General features: G+C 53.8%; 14 protein-coding genes and 1 pseudogene. 10 read left to right on the top strand and 5 right to left on the bottom strand.

Annotated elements, in window-relative coordinates:
- The first annotated feature begins 43 nt into the window (after nucleotides 1-43).
- Together fbp and ppa are read left to right on the top strand one after the other, a co-directional pair.
- Nucleotides 44-1,054, top strand: coding sequence for a class 1 fructose-bisphosphatase (gene fbp, locus KNV97_RS20550; RefSeq protein WP_136485122.1), 1,011 nt, complete (start codon nucleotides 44-46; stop codon nucleotides 1,052-1,054).
- Between the two features lie 240 nt (nucleotides 1,055-1,294).
- A complete protein-coding gene (gene ppa / locus KNV97_RS20545) occupies nucleotides 1,295-1,825 on the top strand; it encodes an inorganic diphosphatase (RefSeq protein WP_136485124.1) in 531 nt (176 codons plus the stop codon).
- 52 nt (nucleotides 1,826-1,877) lie between these two features.
- Here ppa and KNV97_RS20540 read toward each other — a convergent pair whose 3' ends face one another.
- From KNV97_RS20540 to tamA, 3 genes and pseudogenes are all read right to left on the bottom strand, one after another.
- Nucleotides 1,878-2,225, bottom strand: coding sequence for a gamma-glutamylcyclotransferase family protein (locus KNV97_RS20540; RefSeq protein WP_136485126.1), 348 nt, complete (start codon nucleotides 2,223-2,225; stop codon nucleotides 1,878-1,880).
- Nucleotides 2,226-2,264: 39 nt separating this feature from the next.
- A pseudogene (tamB, locus tag KNV97_RS20535) lies at nucleotides 2,265-6,024 on the bottom strand (autotransporter assembly complex protein TamB).
- Nucleotides 6,021-7,736: an autotransporter assembly complex protein TamA gene (gene tamA / locus KNV97_RS20530; protein ID WP_136485130.1), complete on the bottom strand. Its 1,716-nt coding sequence runs from the start codon at nucleotides 7,734-7,736 to the stop codon at nucleotides 6,021-6,023. The pseudogene tamB and the gene tamA overlap by 4 nt, the downstream one beginning before the upstream one ends.
- A 176-nt stretch (nucleotides 7,737-7,912) precedes the next feature.
- Between tamA and msrA the strand changes: the two genes are divergently transcribed.
- From msrA to KNV97_RS20490, 8 genes are all read left to right on the top strand, one after another.
- Nucleotides 7,913-8,542, top strand: coding sequence for a peptide-methionine (S)-S-oxide reductase MsrA (gene msrA / locus KNV97_RS20525; protein WP_136485132.1), 630 nt, complete (start codon nucleotides 7,913-7,915; stop codon nucleotides 8,540-8,542).
- Between the two features lie 123 nt (nucleotides 8,543-8,665).
- On the top strand, nucleotides 8,666-9,217 hold the full coding sequence (locus KNV97_RS20520) for a YtfJ family protein (protein ID WP_136485134.1): 552 nt from the start codon (nucleotides 8,666-8,668) through the stop codon (nucleotides 9,215-9,217).
- A gap of 73 nt (nucleotides 9,218-9,290) precedes the next feature.
- Nucleotides 9,291-9,605, top strand: a complete 315-nt coding sequence (locus KNV97_RS20515) for a DUF2607 family protein (protein ID WP_136485136.1) — start codon at nucleotides 9,291-9,293, stop codon at nucleotides 9,603-9,605.
- 111 nt (nucleotides 9,606-9,716) lie between these two features.
- Nucleotides 9,717-10,328 carry a zinc uptake protein ZrgA gene (zrgA, locus tag KNV97_RS20510; protein ID WP_218562669.1) on the top strand — a complete coding sequence of 204 codons (612 nt, stop codon included), beginning with the start codon at nucleotides 9,717-9,719 and terminating at the stop codon, nucleotides 10,326-10,328.
- A 51-nt stretch (nucleotides 10,329-10,379) separates the two neighbouring features.
- Nucleotides 10,380-11,096: an ABC transporter ATP-binding protein gene (locus tag KNV97_RS20505; RefSeq protein ID WP_136485140.1), complete on the top strand. Its 717-nt coding sequence runs from the start codon at nucleotides 10,380-10,382 to the stop codon at nucleotides 11,094-11,096.
- Entirely contained in the window at nucleotides 11,093-12,352 is a 1,260-nt protein-coding gene (locus KNV97_RS20500; protein WP_136485142.1) for an ABC transporter permease, read from the top strand. Before KNV97_RS20505 ends, KNV97_RS20500 begins: the two co-directional genes overlap by 4 nt.
- A 104-nt stretch (nucleotides 12,353-12,456) precedes the next feature.
- Nucleotides 12,457-12,936 (top strand): DUF3299 domain-containing protein, encoded by a 480-nt coding sequence (locus tag KNV97_RS20495; protein WP_240798177.1) that lies wholly within the window; start codon nucleotides 12,457-12,459, stop codon nucleotides 12,934-12,936.
- A 379-nt stretch (nucleotides 12,937-13,315) separates the two neighbouring features.
- Entirely contained in the window at nucleotides 13,316-14,212 is an 897-nt protein-coding gene (locus KNV97_RS20490; protein WP_136485146.1) for a TIGR03899 family protein, read from the top strand.
- A 98-nt stretch (nucleotides 14,213-14,310) separates the two neighbouring features.
- On the opposite strand, the gene cysC is transcribed toward KNV97_RS20490, so the two are convergent.
- Nucleotides 14,311-14,940, bottom strand: a complete 630-nt coding sequence (gene cysC / locus KNV97_RS20485; RefSeq protein ID WP_218562668.1) for an adenylyl-sulfate kinase — start codon at nucleotides 14,938-14,940, stop codon at nucleotides 14,311-14,313.
- 33 nt (nucleotides 14,941-14,973) lie between these two features.
- A complete protein-coding gene (locus tag KNV97_RS20480; protein WP_136485151.1) occupies nucleotides 14,974-16,698 on the bottom strand; it encodes an SLC13 family permease in 1,725 nt (574 codons plus the stop codon).
- Nucleotides 16,699-16,714: the final 16 nt, after the last annotated feature.

The following is a 16,714-nucleotide window of genomic DNA, read 5'->3' as shown; positions in this document are numbered from 1 at the left end:
TGTGCAGCGATAACTCCCCCAAAATTAGTGTTAAGGAAACAACATGTCTGAAATGCAGACCCTTGGTGAGTTCATTGTTGAGAAGCAACATGACTTCCCCCACGCAAGAGGTGAACTCTCTTCCCTGCTGGCCTCAATTCGCCTGGCGGCAAAAATCGTCAACCGTGAAATTAATAAAGCCGGTCTGGCCGATATTACCGGTGCATCCGGTCAGGCCAACATTCAGGGCGAAGAGCAACAGAAGCTGGATGTGTACGCTAACGAAAAATTTAAAGCGGCACTGGAAGCGCGCGATCAGGTGTGTGGTGTCGCCAGTGAAGAAGAAGATGAAGCGGTAGCGTTTAACAAAGAACTGAACAAAAACGCCAAATACGTGGTGCTGATGGATCCGCTGGACGGTTCATCCAACATCGATGTTAACGTGTCAGTCGGCACCATTTTCTCGATTTACCGCCGGATTTCCCCGGTAGGCGGACCGCCAAGTGCAGAAGACTTCCTGCAACCAGGCCATAAGCAAGTGGCGGCCGGCTATGTTATCTACGGTTCATCCACCATGCTGGTGTACACCACAGGTAATGGTGTCAACGGCTTTACTTACGATCCGTCCATCGGTTCGTTCTGCCTGTCGCACGAAAACATGCGCATTCCTCAGGATGGCAACATCTATTCCATCAACGAAGGTAACTACATTCGTTTCCCGACCGGCGTGAAAAAGTATATCAAGTATTGCCAGGAAAATGAGCCGGCAGACGGTCGCCCGTACACCTCGCGCTACATCGGCTCTCTGGTGGCAGATTTCCACCGCAACCTGCTCAAAGGCGGTATCTACCTCTACCCGAGCACCCAGAGTCACCCGACCGGTAAACTGCGCCTGCTGTATGAGTGCAACCCGATGGCATTTCTGATTGAACAGGCCGGCGGTACCGCATCTGACGGCGTCAACCGTATTATGGATCTGAAACCGACCGAGCTGCACCAGCGTGTGCCTTTCTTCGTCGGATCGAAAAATATGGTCAGCAAGGTCGAAGAATTCCTTGCCGCGAATCCGGATTAATCGCCACACAGCGTGATCGTGAGCGCCGCACCTGCGGCGCTCTTTTTTGCCAGCCAGAAAATTCAGACAGTTAATAAAATATCGCCTTGATTTAGCATGCTTAGACTTAGGTTTACTTGGGTCTGAGCCCATTTCCGAGTAAACTCTCGGGTTTGCGGTGCGGATTTTTGCACCTTGGCGAATCTTGACTAATAATAAGTTTCGAATTTTGAAGTCCGGCTAATTGATAAGGAAACCTTAATGAGCTTAAACAATGTGCCAGCAGGCAAATCGCTTCCTGATGATATCTACGTAGTAATCGAGATCCCAGCGAACGCGGATCCAATCAAATACGAAGTAGACAAAGATTCTGGCGCTGTGTTCGTCGATCGTTTCATGTCTGCTCCTATGTTCTACCCATGTAACTACGGTTACGTGAACCACACCCTGTCTCTGGACGGTGACCCGGTAGACGTTCTGGTTCCGACTCCATACCCGCTGATCCCAGGTTCAGTAATCCGCTGCCGTCCGGTTGGCGTACTGAAGATGACTGACGAGTCTGGTGAAGACGCGAAAGTGGTTGCGGTTCCGCACACTAAACTGTCAAAAGAATACGACCACATCCAGGACGTAAACGATCTGCCAGAACTGCTGAAAGCTCAAATCACTCATTTCTTCGAGCGTTACAAAGAGCTTGAATCAGGTAAATGGGTTAAAGTTGACGGTTGGGAAGATGCTGCATCTGCACGTCAAGAAATCCTGACTTCATACGAGCGTGCACAGCAAAAATAATTTGCGCCACGCATGAAAAAAGCCAGCAAATCACTGCTGGCTTTTTTTGTGGTCAAATCCGCTGACACCAGTCACCGGATTCAATCAGCGAGTCGAGACCGCCGGTATCCTGATAGATATAAATCCACGCAGTGCCAAAAGGAGTGACCAGGCTCTCGCGCCGATATTCAACCGGCACGTCTTCCAGAATGTCCAGCTTAGCCAGTGTCTCATCATCGACCCGGTACACTTCGCCCACAATCGACTGATGGCCAGCGATCAGACCGGGATACGGTCCCAGATCATGCAAGGCAAATACCGGCTGGGTTTCAAAACGCCCCAACAGTTCACTCTCGCTCAGGAAATGATGATTGCTCTCTCCCTGACGCAACGTCCCATATACAAACACCAGATGCTGCACAGCCTTCTCCTCATTGACAGCCAACGCCGTCCTACTGCATTAGTCAAACTCAAAGCGATACAGTATGTCGACAGCACTGTCGAGTCCGGATACCGCCTCCAGATAGAGATCCTTCAATAACCGGTAGCGGACGGTAAATTCCCCTACTGAGTTAAAAATACCCACACCATACTTGACTTGCAAGCCCGGCAGAATGTAACCACTGACCGTGACCTGCGAATCATCCCCGCTGCCAGCGGTATCCAGTTGCAGATTCTGCACGCCGAGCTCCTCACCCAGCTGGCCAACCACCTTACCACTCTTGGCCAGACTCAGCCCGATCAAGGTCGTGGTCATCGCGTTACCACCGGTTTCAGAATCAATATCCTGGCCGCGCAACAGGTACGACAGCGCGTTAGCCTGCGGCATCGCCGGGTCAGAGAAAATCGACACATTCGGCTCATCGGCCGGGCCGGTCACCTGTACTCCGGCGGTCACATCGTCCTGGGTGTTGTCCGGGTTACGAATCGCCTTGATTGACAAATAGGGCTGATCAACCGGTCCGTTCATCAGGATCTTACCTTCCTGAATAATCAAATCCTGACCAAACGAACGGTACTGACCATCGGTAATATTAACCTCACCGGTCACAAACGGACCCTGATCTTTCTGGCTGACATTAAGCTGTCCCACCAGACCAGCTTCGAGGCCAAAGGCGCTCAGTTTGAAATCATCGCCAATCGAAATGCTGACATTGGTTTCGACATTAAACGGCACGGCCGTTTCATCGCTGATGGGCTGCTGATTTTCATCCACCAGCACCTGATCTTTCGACACCCCGACAGCACTCGGCGGCAGCTCTTCCACTACAATTCTTCCCCACGGCAGCGCGATATGACCACTGATTTGGGCCAGTTGCGGCTGCATAGCCAGATTGAGATCCGGCACCACTTTCATCTTCACCATCGGCGGCATATCCACCAGCAGCGATTCTGCGCCGACATGGGCATTCACCCGCCAGTCATCCATCTGCTGCCAATCGGCGTCACCCGTAATGTCCAGTTGACCATCCGGAGTCTGGATCGCAGCATTCAGGCCCGCCTGATAGCCGTTGAAATCCAGATTAACTTCACCGGACTGGACCTCAACCGGCGCAATGTCGCCCTGCACTACAATATCGCTGACGGCGAAGCGACCGTACACTTTCGGATGCAGCAGTGGTCCGTTGAAGGTCAGATCCGATTGTAATGTCGACTTAACCTGACTGTATTCACCAATTAAAGGAGCGAGGAAATCAAGATTAAAGCGGGTCAGAGTCAACGCCCCTTCCATCTGCCGATCCTGACTGGTGACATCGGCTATCGATACCTGACCACTGACATCACCGTTATCAGTCACATCCAGTTGCCAGTCAGCCTGCAATTGATTGCCCTGCAGTTTGGCGTTAATTGCCACCTGATCCCAGCCAAGATGTACGGTTTCGCCAGCCTGCTGCTCGACATAACCCGCCGGCATACGCAACGATGCATCGACCTGCGGCGCTTTATTGGCTGACCAGCTCACTTGGGCATTCGCATCCAGTGCCCCTTTGAGCTTGGTTTCCTCCGGCAGTAAATTTTTAATCTGCTCAAACTCAAAGCCTCGCAACGAGACTTGCGCGCTGCCCTTTTCTCCCACTTGCGCCGGTTTCTCAAGGCACAGCGATGCCCCCCGCCTGCTGCCAGCAGTGCGCTGCAATGGTCGCCTGCTGAGTATCAATATTGGCGTTGACTGCCGTGGCCTGATTGAGGCGCCAGCGCCCTTGCTGCGACTCAATCCACATCCGTTGTAGCTCGCCGTTCCACACCCTCTGCGGGTCCTGCAGCAACGAGCCGCGAATCGCCAGACTGGTCGCCGCCACATCCGAGTCCACATCCAGAGTCAACTGGTGCTCAGCTTGCGAGCCACTCGCGATCAGACGGGCGGAGCGAATATGCTGCTGCTCAACGTCAATGTCATTGACCTGCAGGGTCAGATCGGCTTGGGGCTGCGGCAGTGGGCTGACATTGCCACTCAGCGTCAGATGACCAATCGTCGCCATCTGCTGCCAGGCCAGCTTGTCACCATCCAGCGCCAGTTTTATATCCGGCTGTTGCAGCGCTCCGCGCAGCAACACATCACCAATCACTTTGCCTTTCAGATCGGGCACCGATTTGGACAAATCCGGTAAATTGATCGATACGTCCATACGCCACTGCTGGTCGAGTTCACCCTGAGCAACAAGGCGGTTTGCACCATGCGCTATCGTCACACCGGGCGTTGAGACTGTAAACTCGCCCTTTCCGCTGGCATCTGCAGCGCTGAGACGACCATTAATATTGAGCGGGTAACCGGCTATGTCACCCTTGATGGCCAGTAACGGCAGCTCGGCTCGCCAGCCGCCCTGCGCCGTCAGTTGCCCCGACGTGGTCAGTTCGCCATTAATGACACCTTGCGCTTCGGGCCATTGCAGGCCGGGCTGAATATTGTCGAGTCGCAGACTGGCCTGCCAGTTAACCGGCGCATCCCAATTGGCTGTCGCCTGTCCGGTAATTTCACCGCCCAGAGTGGCTATCTTGAGCGCATCAAGACTCACCTGATGCAGGTCACCGTTGCCGGTCAGTGACAGTGTGGTATCCGGCATGCCTTGCCCTTGCAGCTGGCTCTGCACATCAAACTGATAGCCCTGCAGTGAGCCGTGCGCCTCAATACGCGGCGCCTCAACACGGTATTGCCCCTGACCGACCAGCGGCCACTGCGCCGCCAGATCGCGAATCGAGGCCGTGAAAGGTAAGTCAGCGTTTAATGGCTGCAAACTGGCCTCAATCTGCGCCCGGGCACGCTGACCCAGTTCAGCCTGCAGTTTGAGATCCGCCGCGCTGCCACTGGCCTGTAAATGCAGTGTCTGCCCCTTAGCTTCATCCAGTAACAGAGTCGACTCGAGATTTAACGCCAGCGGATAATCGCCCTGCAGGGTCGCTTTGCCATCCAGCTTGGCAGTTGCTTGCGGCATGTCGAGTTCAAGCGAGGTCACATTAACCTGAGAACGATAGGCGTCGGCCTGCAAACCAAGATGATTAATGATGACCGGCGTTGCCTGATGCAGGGTAAAATCACGCACATCAAAACGGTTCAGCTCCACCCGCAGCGGAATAATCACCTCAGGCAGAGTGATATCTTCACGGGGTTGCCCCTCTGCACCTGCGCTATTATTGACCGGCTCATCCGCCGTCTGCGCCAGTGTGACATCAATGCCCTGCCATTCAGTCCGGCCGATGGTCAGCCGGTTACTCTGAAACTGGGCCCGGGTCGAAAACTGCTGCCAGCGGATCTGGTTACCGAGCACGTCGAGATCAATATTGCTCAGACTCAGGCGGCCGATCCGAATCGGTACCGGCGTGGCAATATGAGTGACCGGCTCAGACTCTGGTGTGCTTTCGTCACTGGCCGGCGGTAATTGCGGCAATGATAACTTGAGCCCGTCAACCGCCACTTCATTAATACACACCACAGGGTCGAGCAGACAACTGGCCTGCATCGCCAGAGTCAGGTGGTCAACCCGGGCATCGATATTGAGCCCCGGATCGTTAAAACGCACCTCACTGAGGGTGAAACGCGGCAGCAAAGCCCCCTGACTGGAAGCGATGGTCAACTGAGGCAGCGCCTGCTGCGCGCCCCAAACGATCACATTCAACCCGGGTCCGGTAAATAACAGCGCAGCGATCGATAGCGTCAGCACCATGATCAACACCACCAGCGCCGCGGTCAGCCATTTGGTCCAACGTATGGCTCGTTTGATCATAACTCAGGCCCCAGGGTAAAGTGGATCTTAAAGCGATCGGCCGGATCCAAATCCAGGCCCCACGCGAAATCGAGCCGAATCGGCCCGACCGGCGAAATCCAGCGGATCCCAAAGCCGGTACCGGTTTTCCAGTCCGGCGTATCGTTAAAGGCATCCCCATAATCGACAAACAACGCACCCCACCAGTTACCGGTCAAACGGTACTGGTATTCCAGCGTGCTGGTGGCGATGTATTTGGCCCCGCTTAACGATCCGGTCTCATCGCGCGGTGAAATGGACTCATACCCGTAACCGCGCAGATTGTTATCACCACCGGCAAAGAAACGCATCGATGGCGGCAGCTTATCAAATTCCTCCGCGAAGTTAGCTCCGCCATCAAGGCGGATCAGACCACGGTGGTTACGGCCAAAGCTGCGCAGCCAGGAAGTCCCGGCCAGGAGACGCGTCACCCGGGTTTCTGAGAACAGATCCGGATCGCCGTACTCCAGCGTAACGGTCTGCTTATCGCCCCAGGTCAGCAGCGAGCCGCGCATTCGGGTCCGACTGCGGGTATAACTGATGCCAGGCAGAATGTATTGCGCCGCATCATCCAGTACACCCTGTTGGTAATCTTCCACCAGGTAACGCACAAACAGGGTGCGGTGCCAGCCGTTATCCAGCACCCAGTGCCGCTCCAGTGCAAGATTGGATTCAATACTCTGTGTGTCACGGTTATCGACATGCTTCATGCCGTACTGAATGCGATAGTACTGGCGTAACACATCATCAAGCGGAATCTTGTAGCTGGCGGTGACACTCTGCTCCGGAGCAGAAATGGAGAAACTGCTGTCGAAGCTGTGACCAAGATCGTTAACCCACGGTTTTTTCCACTTCAGTGAGCCGCGCACTCCGACGTCGGTCGAATAGCCAATACCGGTTTCGATCTGGTTACGCGCCTGCGGGCTCAAACTGACATTGAGCGGCAGTTGCCGTCCCTGACCAAGCTGCGCTAAATCTGGTGCCACCACTACCGAGGAGAACCACTCGGTATTGGACAAATTCTGGTTGTACTCCCCAACCTGAGCCACCTGATACGGGTCGCCGGCCTTAAACGGGCTCAGTGAGCGCACCCGGTTTTCATCAATCTGACTGCCCTCAATCAAGGTTTCGCCAAACTGATAGCGAATACCGCTTTTATAGTGCAGATGCACGTAGGCCAGGTTCAGAGCGGGAGAGACTTCCAGGCGGCTGGTCACGAACTCACCGTCAAAGTAGCCTTTTTGCAACGCCAGATTCCGCAAGCCGGATTTGAGGCTGTCGTACTGACTGTGATTCAAAGGCTCGCCGACTTTGAGGCCACTGCGTTCAATCAGACGTTGGAAATCCGCATCATCCTGCGCCTCGCCTTCAATCCTAATATCAACCTGCTGCAGGCGCACCACTTCACCCGGCGTGATACGCAGCGTCATTGCGGCGTTAGGCTCGGTGACTTCAAAATCAAACTCAGGATGATAATAGCCCAGCGCATTGAGCGCTTCTGTCAGCGTATTTTCCAGGCGCGACTGAAAACGCAACTGAGTTGAATAGTCGGCGGACGGAATCGAAGAGAGGTAGGCGTCGGCATTACTTTTCAGCTCCCCCTCCAAGCCCTCGATCGTGAGATCAACATCGGCGAAAGAGGCAGCAGAATAAAGCAAAGCCGGGATTAGCGCTGGTAATAAATTTCGTCTCATGCTTAAGTTAGTGGCGTTGAACAGCAGTTAAGGTTTCACTAGTTGAGAATCATACCGACTATATGCAAATACGTCTGTATGAAAAGCGTCAATTATCCGGTCTTACTGTTGAATAGTCAGGATTTAACCCACATCCTGGCTATCGTCATACCGTCAGCGAATCAAAAGGATAAATCATGTTAGACAAACAAATGATGGTTAGCGCTGAAACCGCTTTACCCGGCCGCTCTACCCCTTTGAGTGTAGATGATACCCACTTCGTTAACCAAACCAGTCTGAGTGCCGCACCGGTTAACGGCCAGCAGCAAATTCTGCTGGGCATGGGCTGCTTCTGGGGTGCTGAGCGCCTGTTTTGGCAGATTGAAGGAGTCGTCTCAACATCGGTCGGTTATGCCGGTGGTTTTACCCCCAACCCGACGTATGAAGAAGTGTGTACCGGTCTGACCGGCCACAGCGAAGTGGTACGGGTGGTGTTTGACCCGCAGGTACTGCCGCTGGAGCAATTGCTGCGCGCGTTCTGGGAACGGCACGATCCGACTCAGGGCATGCGTCAGGGCAACGATCTCGGTACTCAATACCGCTCAGTCATTTATACGTACAGTGATGAGCAACAGGCCATTGCCGAGCAAAGCCAGGCCGATTACCAGTCACTGCTCAGCGAGCAGCAACGTGCTGTGATCACCACAGAGATTGCGCCAGCCGGCCCGTACTATTACGCCGAAACTTACCATCAGCAGTATCTGGCCAAAAATCCGCAAGGTTACTGCGGACTGGGTGGCACCGGAGTGTGTTTTCCACCTCAATAAGAGACTAATCCGGCTCGACCTTTAGTCTAATCAGGTTACCTGACACGCAATCCGGTAACCTGAATTTCTCAGCCAGCCACTTTCTATGCTATATCTTTTGGTGCTCAACCAAAGGAAAATATAATGAAAAATAAAACGCTTATCGCCATACTGCTGGCGTGCTCTCCCACCCTTGTCTCTGCTCACAACCTGCATATCGGCCAAACACTGCCCGAAGTGTCGGTACAGCAATACGGTGAAGTCATCCTCAACAATAACGATACCACTTTTCAAAGCTGGAACAGCCAGCAGATGGTCGGCAAAGTGCGGGTGATCCAGGCCATCGCCGGACGCAGCAGCGCGAAAGAACTTAACCAGCAACTGATGAGCGCCATCAGCGCGGCGAAGTTCCCGGCTGAGCAGTATCAGACCACCTCGATCATCAACCAGGATGATGCGATCTGGGGCACCGGATCGTTCGTTAAATCTTCCGCGCAGGACAGCAAAAAAGAGTACCCGTGGTCCTCGATAGTGCTGGATGAAGACGGCAACGTCGCCCGGAGCTGGGCACTGCAACCGGAATCTTCAGCCATCATAGTGCAGGATAAACGCGGCCAGATCCTGTTTGTGCATGAAGGCGCGCTGGATGACAGCCAGATAGAGCAGGTGCTGCAACTGGTGCAGCGTAATCTCTGACCATAATCTCACTTGCCTCTCCGGCTGATTGTTATAGTATAACAAGGTTAGGATAACCAGCGTCGGGTCAGTCATGCCGAAAAGCCTGTACAGCATACGAGTTCACAGCAGGAGCGTGGCGATAGTCGCGCTCCTGCTGACGCTATGGCTGATTGTTGCCGAGGTAAGTCACCAGCAGGACACTACGCCGTCTCATCACGCTCATCACCAATGCCAGTTGTTCAATGGCCTGCAACATGGTCTGGCCCAGGCTCTGCCTGAACTGGCGCCGTGTTCGGGCACCTCATATCTCCAGCCCGATAACCGGGTGGTACGGCTACCCCAGCCCCCGACTGACTATTGCGCCCGCTCACCACCGACTCTCGCTCTGCAGTACCTCTCGGCTTAACGCCGTTCACGTTTTCTATTTCAACATTATTGTTGCTCAGAGTAGGCGGCTACCCAGCGCCATCTGTGATGTGACGTAATGTGTTTCACTGCTTATTGACGGAGTCAAACCATGTTTAACCAAACCATGCTGGTTCTCAGCATCACTGCAGCGCTGTGCGGCAGTGCTTTCGCCCAATCCGAGTTTCGCCAGCATGACGCTCACGTTCACGGCCATGTTGAGCTCAATATTGCCCAGGATGGCCATGACCTGTTAGTCGAAATCACCGCGCCCGGCGCCGATGTCACCGGCTTTGAACATGCGCCGCAATCAGACAGCGAGATCAGACTGCTCAATCAGGCACTCGAGAATCTCAATCAGGCGGATTCGCTGTTTACCCTGAGTGAAGCTGGCTTATGCTCACTGCAACATGCTGACGTCGGCCATAATCTGGGCGGCCACCAGCCGCATCATGATGATGAACACCATGACCATGATGATCATGCCAGCCATGACGACCCGCACCATGCTGACGATGATGCGGATCATGCCCACCACAGTGAACACGCTGCGTTCACCATTCAATACCAGTATCACTGTGAGCAGATCAGCGACCTCAAACAGATAGAAACCCATTGGTTTGATTTATTCCCGTCCACACGCGAAATGCAGGTCAACCTGCTGACCGACAATAGGCAAACCGCGACGGAACTGACGCCGCAGCAAACCGTCATTTCACTGTAATAGGCATACGGGTAAGTGAGCACTTACCCGATTTTTCGCCAAGGAGACGTGATGAATCAACCCCATCTCTATTCTGCCGAGCAGGTGATTGCCCTGGAAAATGTGGTGTTCCGGTGGCCGGACACGGACCAGCCGACTCTGGATATCGCCGCACTCGCTGTCGCGGCCGGGCAGCATCTGTTCATTAAAGGGCCAAGCGGCTGTGGTAAATCCACGCTGCTCAGCCTGCTGACCGGTATCAATACTGCCGGCCAAGGCCGGGTCAGCCTGCTGGGGCAGGATTTGGCCCGGCTCAAGGCCAGCCAGCGCGATCGGTTCCGCGCTGACCATATCGGCTATATTTTCCAGCAGTTCAACCTGCTGCCCTATTTATCTGTGCTGGATAATGTCATTCTGCCGTGCCAGTTTTCCGCTCTGCGCAAGAGTAAAGTCTCCGGCGCACTGCAGGCTCGTGCCTGCGAACTGCTGGAGCGACTGCACCTGCCTCACGCCCTGCTGCACAAATCGGTGCTGGAGCTGAGTATCGGTCAGCAGCAACGGGTTGCGGCGGCGCGCGCCCTGATTGGCGAACCGCATCTGATTATTGCCGACGAACCGACCTCAGCCCTCGATCATGACAACCGCAGCGCATTTATTGATTTGTTACTGGAAGAGGTCAATCGCGCCGGTTCGACGCTGGTGTTTGTCAGCCACGACCCGACGCTGGAGTCATGCTTTGAACGAAGCATTCACTTACCTGTCATTAACCGCGCACGGGGGATGCAATGAGTGTCATCGCCAAATTAGCCTGGAAAAGTCTGCTCAACCGCAAACTGACCGCACTGCTGACCATACTGACCGTTGCCATTTCCGTGCTGCTACTGACCGGCGTAGAACGCATTCGAACCCAGGCCAAGAGCAGCTTTGCGAATACCATTTCCGGGACTGACCTGATTGTCGGTGGGCGCTCGGGCTCTGTGAACCTGCTGCTCTATTCGGTGTTTCGGATTGGCAACGCCACCAACAATATCGACTGGCAAAGCTACCGCGAATTCAGCCAGCATCCGGCGGTGAAGTGGGCAATCCCTATCTCACTCGGCGATTCACATCGCGGCTTTCGGGTCATGGGTACCAATCACAGTTATTTCGAACACTACCGCTTCGGAAGTAAGCAGTCACTTACTTTCAGCCAGGGCAGACAATTCAATGGCCTGTTTGAAACCGTGCTCGGTGCCGATGTGGCGAAAAAACTCGGCTACACCATCGGCAGCGAAATCATTATTGCCCACGGCATCAGTGATGTTGCCTTTGCCCGGCACGACAAGCTGCCGTTTAAAGTGGTCGGTATTCTGGCGCCGACCGGTACCCCGGTCGACAAAACCGTGCACGTCTCGCTGGCTGCGATTGAAGCCATTCATGTCGGCTGGCAGTCCGGTGCCCATCTGGGCAATACTCCGGATGCCAAGCAACTGGCTGAGCAGCAGTTTGAGCCACAACAGATCACTGCCATGTTGCTCGGACTTAAATCGAAAATTCAGACCTTTGCCCTGCAACGGGAAATCAACCAATACCGTCAGGAGCCGCTCAGTGCCATCTTACCTGGAGTCGCACTGCATGAGTTATGGGGCATGATGTCAGTGGCAGAACAGGCTTTGATGGCCGTGTCGGTCTTCGTAGTGGTCGCCGGGCTGCTTGGCATGCTGAGCAGCCTGTTGACCAGCTTGCAGGAGCGGCGGCGCGAGATGTCCATCCTGCGTGCGATGGGAGCGCGGCCAAGACACATCTTCAGCCTGCTGATCAGTGAGGCCGCTCTGCTGACTCTGGCCGGTATTGTGCTCGGAGTGCTTGGGCTGTATGCCCTGCTCGCGCTGGCGGCTCCGTTGATTGAAAGCCAGTACGGGATTCGTATCGATCTTGGCGCTATCAGCCGCCACGAATGGCAACTGCTGGGTTATGTGCAATGCGCCGGAATTGTGATAGGAATTGTACCGGCCTTGCGCGCCTATCGGCAGTCGCTCAGTGATGGGATGACCATCCGGCTGTAAGTGGCAGCCACCCGATAACGACACTGACAACATCCATCTTCGTCCCGGCGCTTAATCAGCCGGGACCACAACAAGGAACGACTATGAAAACCTGTTACCAGGCAATGTGCATACTGCTGCTCAGCCTCTGTGCGCCCGCCGCGTTGGCGAGCGATGATGTGCTCCAACTCGACTGGCTCGATTTGATCCCGCAAAACGAACGCAACCAGTTTGACCAGCAGGGATTACCCATGCCGGATCACAGCGGCAACGCCCAGGCCAAACAGTCTAAAATCGGCCATGTGCGCCCGGAGCTGAACGGCAGTAAAGTCAAAATTCCCGGCTTTGTTATTCCGCTCGAAGGGGATGAAAATACCGTGACTGAATTTCTGCTGGTGCCCTACTTTGGCGCCTGCATCCATGTGCCACCGCCGCCACCGAATCAGATTATTTATGTGAAGTTTCCGCAAGGTGCGCCCGTGCAGGAGCTGTGGGACATAGTGTATGTGGTGGGGACATTGAAAACAGACCCGGTCAGTCTCGAACTGGCTGAAAGTGGCTATACCCTGCAAGGGGACAACCTTGAGCCTTACGACGACATGTAATAGCGAGCTAACCAGCCATTCTTTGGGTTTAATGAAAGTTTTCGGTTAGCAAAAATGTTCAGTGAGCCAACGTTGTTAAGTTAGCACAAGTCTGGATTGGTTAAGAAAACCACCTGTTAATTGTGATGCTAAATCAGATATTTGGACAGATACGTCAGTACACCCAGGTAAATGACAAACAGTAAAACAATCGACAGGTGCTTGCGCATTCTGTTATCCCCGCACTCTTTCATACTCACCCCCAGCGCTAATGATTAACAATTTTAACAAACTATTATCATTCGTGGTAGCGCAAATTTGTCGATCGTAACTCTGGCTATCACCGCATATACAGGGTAGATTTTAACCTATGTGTGTCTCTGTATAAGTGCCCGAAAACATGGCCGATCCTAAACAATCCGTGCTGATCGAACACGAAACAACAACCGGCTCCGGCCAGGAAAAACGCTCCCATTATGTTAAAGACAGTGCTAACCGCATTATCGCGATTGCCCAGCAGCATGGCCTGGATGCTTTACTGAGCAGCGAGCCGGCCAAAAAGACACCCTTTGAGCGGGCCTTAAAACGCGAGCGCGATCGTAAAGAGCAGCGCCAGAAGAATCTTGAGCAAATCGTACGTCTGGCGCATGTTTCCTGTCGCAATGAAACAGCTGGAGAACCGGATCAGGACTGGCTGTATCGTTTTTTTGATATGGCCCAGGATATTCATAATTCATCGATGCAGCGCCTGTGGGCACAAGTACTCAAGCGCGAAGTGACTAATCCCGGTTTTACTTCGATGAAAGCGCTGCAGGTCCTGCAGGGTATGACTCCCAAAGAAGCGCAGATTTTGCAGCGTGCAGCCGCTCTGGCCTGCAGTTTCGGCACCGATAGCAGCCTGAAACTGCTATTTGGCCTCAAAGTTCAGCACAGTCTGTTCCGGCTGGGTAAACGGGAAAGCACCAATACACTCAATATCGGTAACCATCAACTGCCCTACGCCAGCCTGCTGGTTTTGATCGAACTCGGCCTGTTGCACGCCAGCGAACTGGAGTCGGGAGAAATTGAAATCGATCCGCCCCTCAGTCTCAGTTATCAGGGTAAGCAGCTGTCGTTAAATGCCAACTCGCGCGGAGTGCGCCTGCTTTACTACCGCTTTTCACCGACCGGTAATGAGCTGTGCCGTCTGCTCGGTAATAAACCGAACATGAGTTATTACGATCAGCTGGTCGCGCTGCTGAGTCAGAAGTTTACCGTGCATAGCGACGCCAGCAGCAGTATTCACCATACGGTGTAAGTCAGCCGGAGCGCTGGGCCGAGATCAGAAACAAAAAATCAGGCCGGGGCCTGATTTCTCTATTTCACTCTGACTGAGCACTTGATGTCAGTGTTTGATCATCGCGCTGAGCGCTTGATGATCGCGCGTTGCGTCAACGCGGCCACACACTGCTCTACCAGCTCATCAATACTCTTATCTCCGGCCGGCAGATCGATTTCCGGATTCAGCGGCGCTTCGTAAGCTGAATCAATACCGGTGAAATTCGGGATTTCGCCAGCACGTGCTTTCTTGTACAGACCTTTCGGGTCGCGCTGCTCACACACTTCCAGCGAAGTGTTGACAAACACTTCGATAAACTCGCCTTCCGGCAGCAGGTCACGCACCAGCTGACGCTCAGCACGGTGCGGAGAAATAAACGCCGTCAGTACAATCAACCCCGCATCGGCCATCAGCTTGGCCAGCTCACCGATACGACGGATATTCTCGCGGCGATCCTGTTCCGAGAAGCCTAAATCGCCGCACAGACCGTGACGTACATTGTCACCATCCAGCAGGTAAGTGTGAAAACCCAGCTCAGCAAGGCGGTTTTCCAGTGCGCCAGCGACGGTTGATTTGCCTGCACCAGACAAACCCGTGAACCAGAGTACGGCCGGTTTTTGCTGTTTCAGCTCGGCACGAAAGTGCTTATCAACCGCATGTTGATGCCACACGATGTTTTCGTCTTTCACATTAGATGCGGTGCTCATAAGTCATCCTTCTGCACATTATTGATTGTAAAATTAAAATGGAAAAAATACTGGGATCAGGGTCAGCACCAGAGTGGAGTAGACCAGCGAAATCGGGATACCGATACGCACATAATCCGACATTTTGTAATTGCCTACGCTATAAACCAGCAGGTTGGTCTGATAACCGTAAGGCGAAATAAAACTGGCACTGGCACCAAACAGCACGGCCATGATAAATGGCATCGGATCGACACCGTAGCCGACGGCCATACTGTAGCCAATCGGGAATGCCAGTGCCGCGGCGGCGTTATTGGTAATCAGTTCCGTCAACACCAGGGTGACCAGATAGGTCGCCACCAGGGCACCAAATACACCCCAGCCGTTAAACGCCTGGATAAACAGCCCGCCCATCTCCTGCGATAATCCGGACGAGATCATCAACTGGGCAATGGAGAGTGCTGAGCCGACAATCACCACGATATCGAGCGGGAAGCGGCGCCGCAGCTCACTGACCTGTACGATGCCGCACACAAACAGCACTAATAAATACGCCAGCAGCCCTTTGATAATCGGCAAAACACCAAGCAGGGATGCAGCGATGACGGCGGCAAAGCCGAGCAATACCAGGCTGGATTTGCTGGTATCGAGTTTGGCACTCGAATCAAGATCGTTGATCAGCACAAATTCACGGCTGTTGGAACGGCGCTGAGCATCGAAACCTTTACCCGGAACCAGAACCAGAGTATCACCTGCGGTGAGGGTAATATTACCCAGCCCGCCTTCGAGACGCTCATGACCACGGCGAATGGCGACGACAACAGCATCAAAACGATCCCGGAAACGGCTCGATTTCAACGTGGTATTACAAAAACTGGCCGATGAGCTAACCACAACTTCAACAAAGTTCTGGCCATTGAGATGATGCTGGCCAAACAGGGTCAGCCCCTGAATCTCCTGCAGCGTGGAGACACTCTCAACATCGCCACAGAACAACAGACGGTCGCGCGCCTCAAGGATAAAATCCGGTCCGACCGAGCGGACGCTTTCGCCGTCACGAATCACTTCGGCCAGAAACAGTTTACGCAGCTCACGCAGATTATTTTCTGCGATGCTGTGCCCGACCAGAGGAGAGCCCGGCTCAACACTGGCCTCAAGAAAATAGGGTAAATCATCCTGACTCTGTTCATCATAGCTCGGCAGCAGATAGCTGAGCGGGATCAAGATGATCACACAACCCACCAACACGGCCAGGCCGATCAAAGACGGGGCGAAAAAGCCGAGGCTGGGTAGCCCGGCATCTTCGACAAAGCTATTGATGATCAGGTTGGTCGAGGTGCCGATCAAAGTCAGGGTGCCGCCAAAAATTGCGGTATAAGAAAGCGGGATCAACAAACGCGAAGGCGCATGTTGCTGGTTGCGTTTGATCGCTCCGATCAACGACACCACTACCGCCGTGTTATTCGTAAACGAGGATAAAAACGCGGTTGAGAACCCCAGCTTGGCGACAACCATGCCGAGATTACCTTCAGAAATATTACGGCTTACCCAGCTGACCAGACGCGTTTTTTCCAACGCCGTCGAAGCCAGAATAAGTAACACTAAAGTCAGTAAAGAAGCGTTAGTGAAATTCGCCGCCAGCTCGGTGACATCCATCATGCCAGTCATAAAAGCAGCAAATGCTGCGCCGGCAAAGATAAAGCTCGGCTTAATTCGTGTCACTAACAGACAGGTCACAATGCCCAGCAGAATCGCCAGTACCAGCCCTTGTTCCCACATAACGCTTCCCTCGATA

Origin of the sequence: Vibrio ostreae, assembly GCF_019226825.1 — a bacterium.
Lineage (GTDB): Bacteria > Pseudomonadota > Gammaproteobacteria > Enterobacterales > Vibrionaceae > Vibrio > Vibrio ostreae.
Note: the sequence above shows the minus strand (reverse complement) of the source record. Positions and strands in the feature narration are given on the sequence as shown.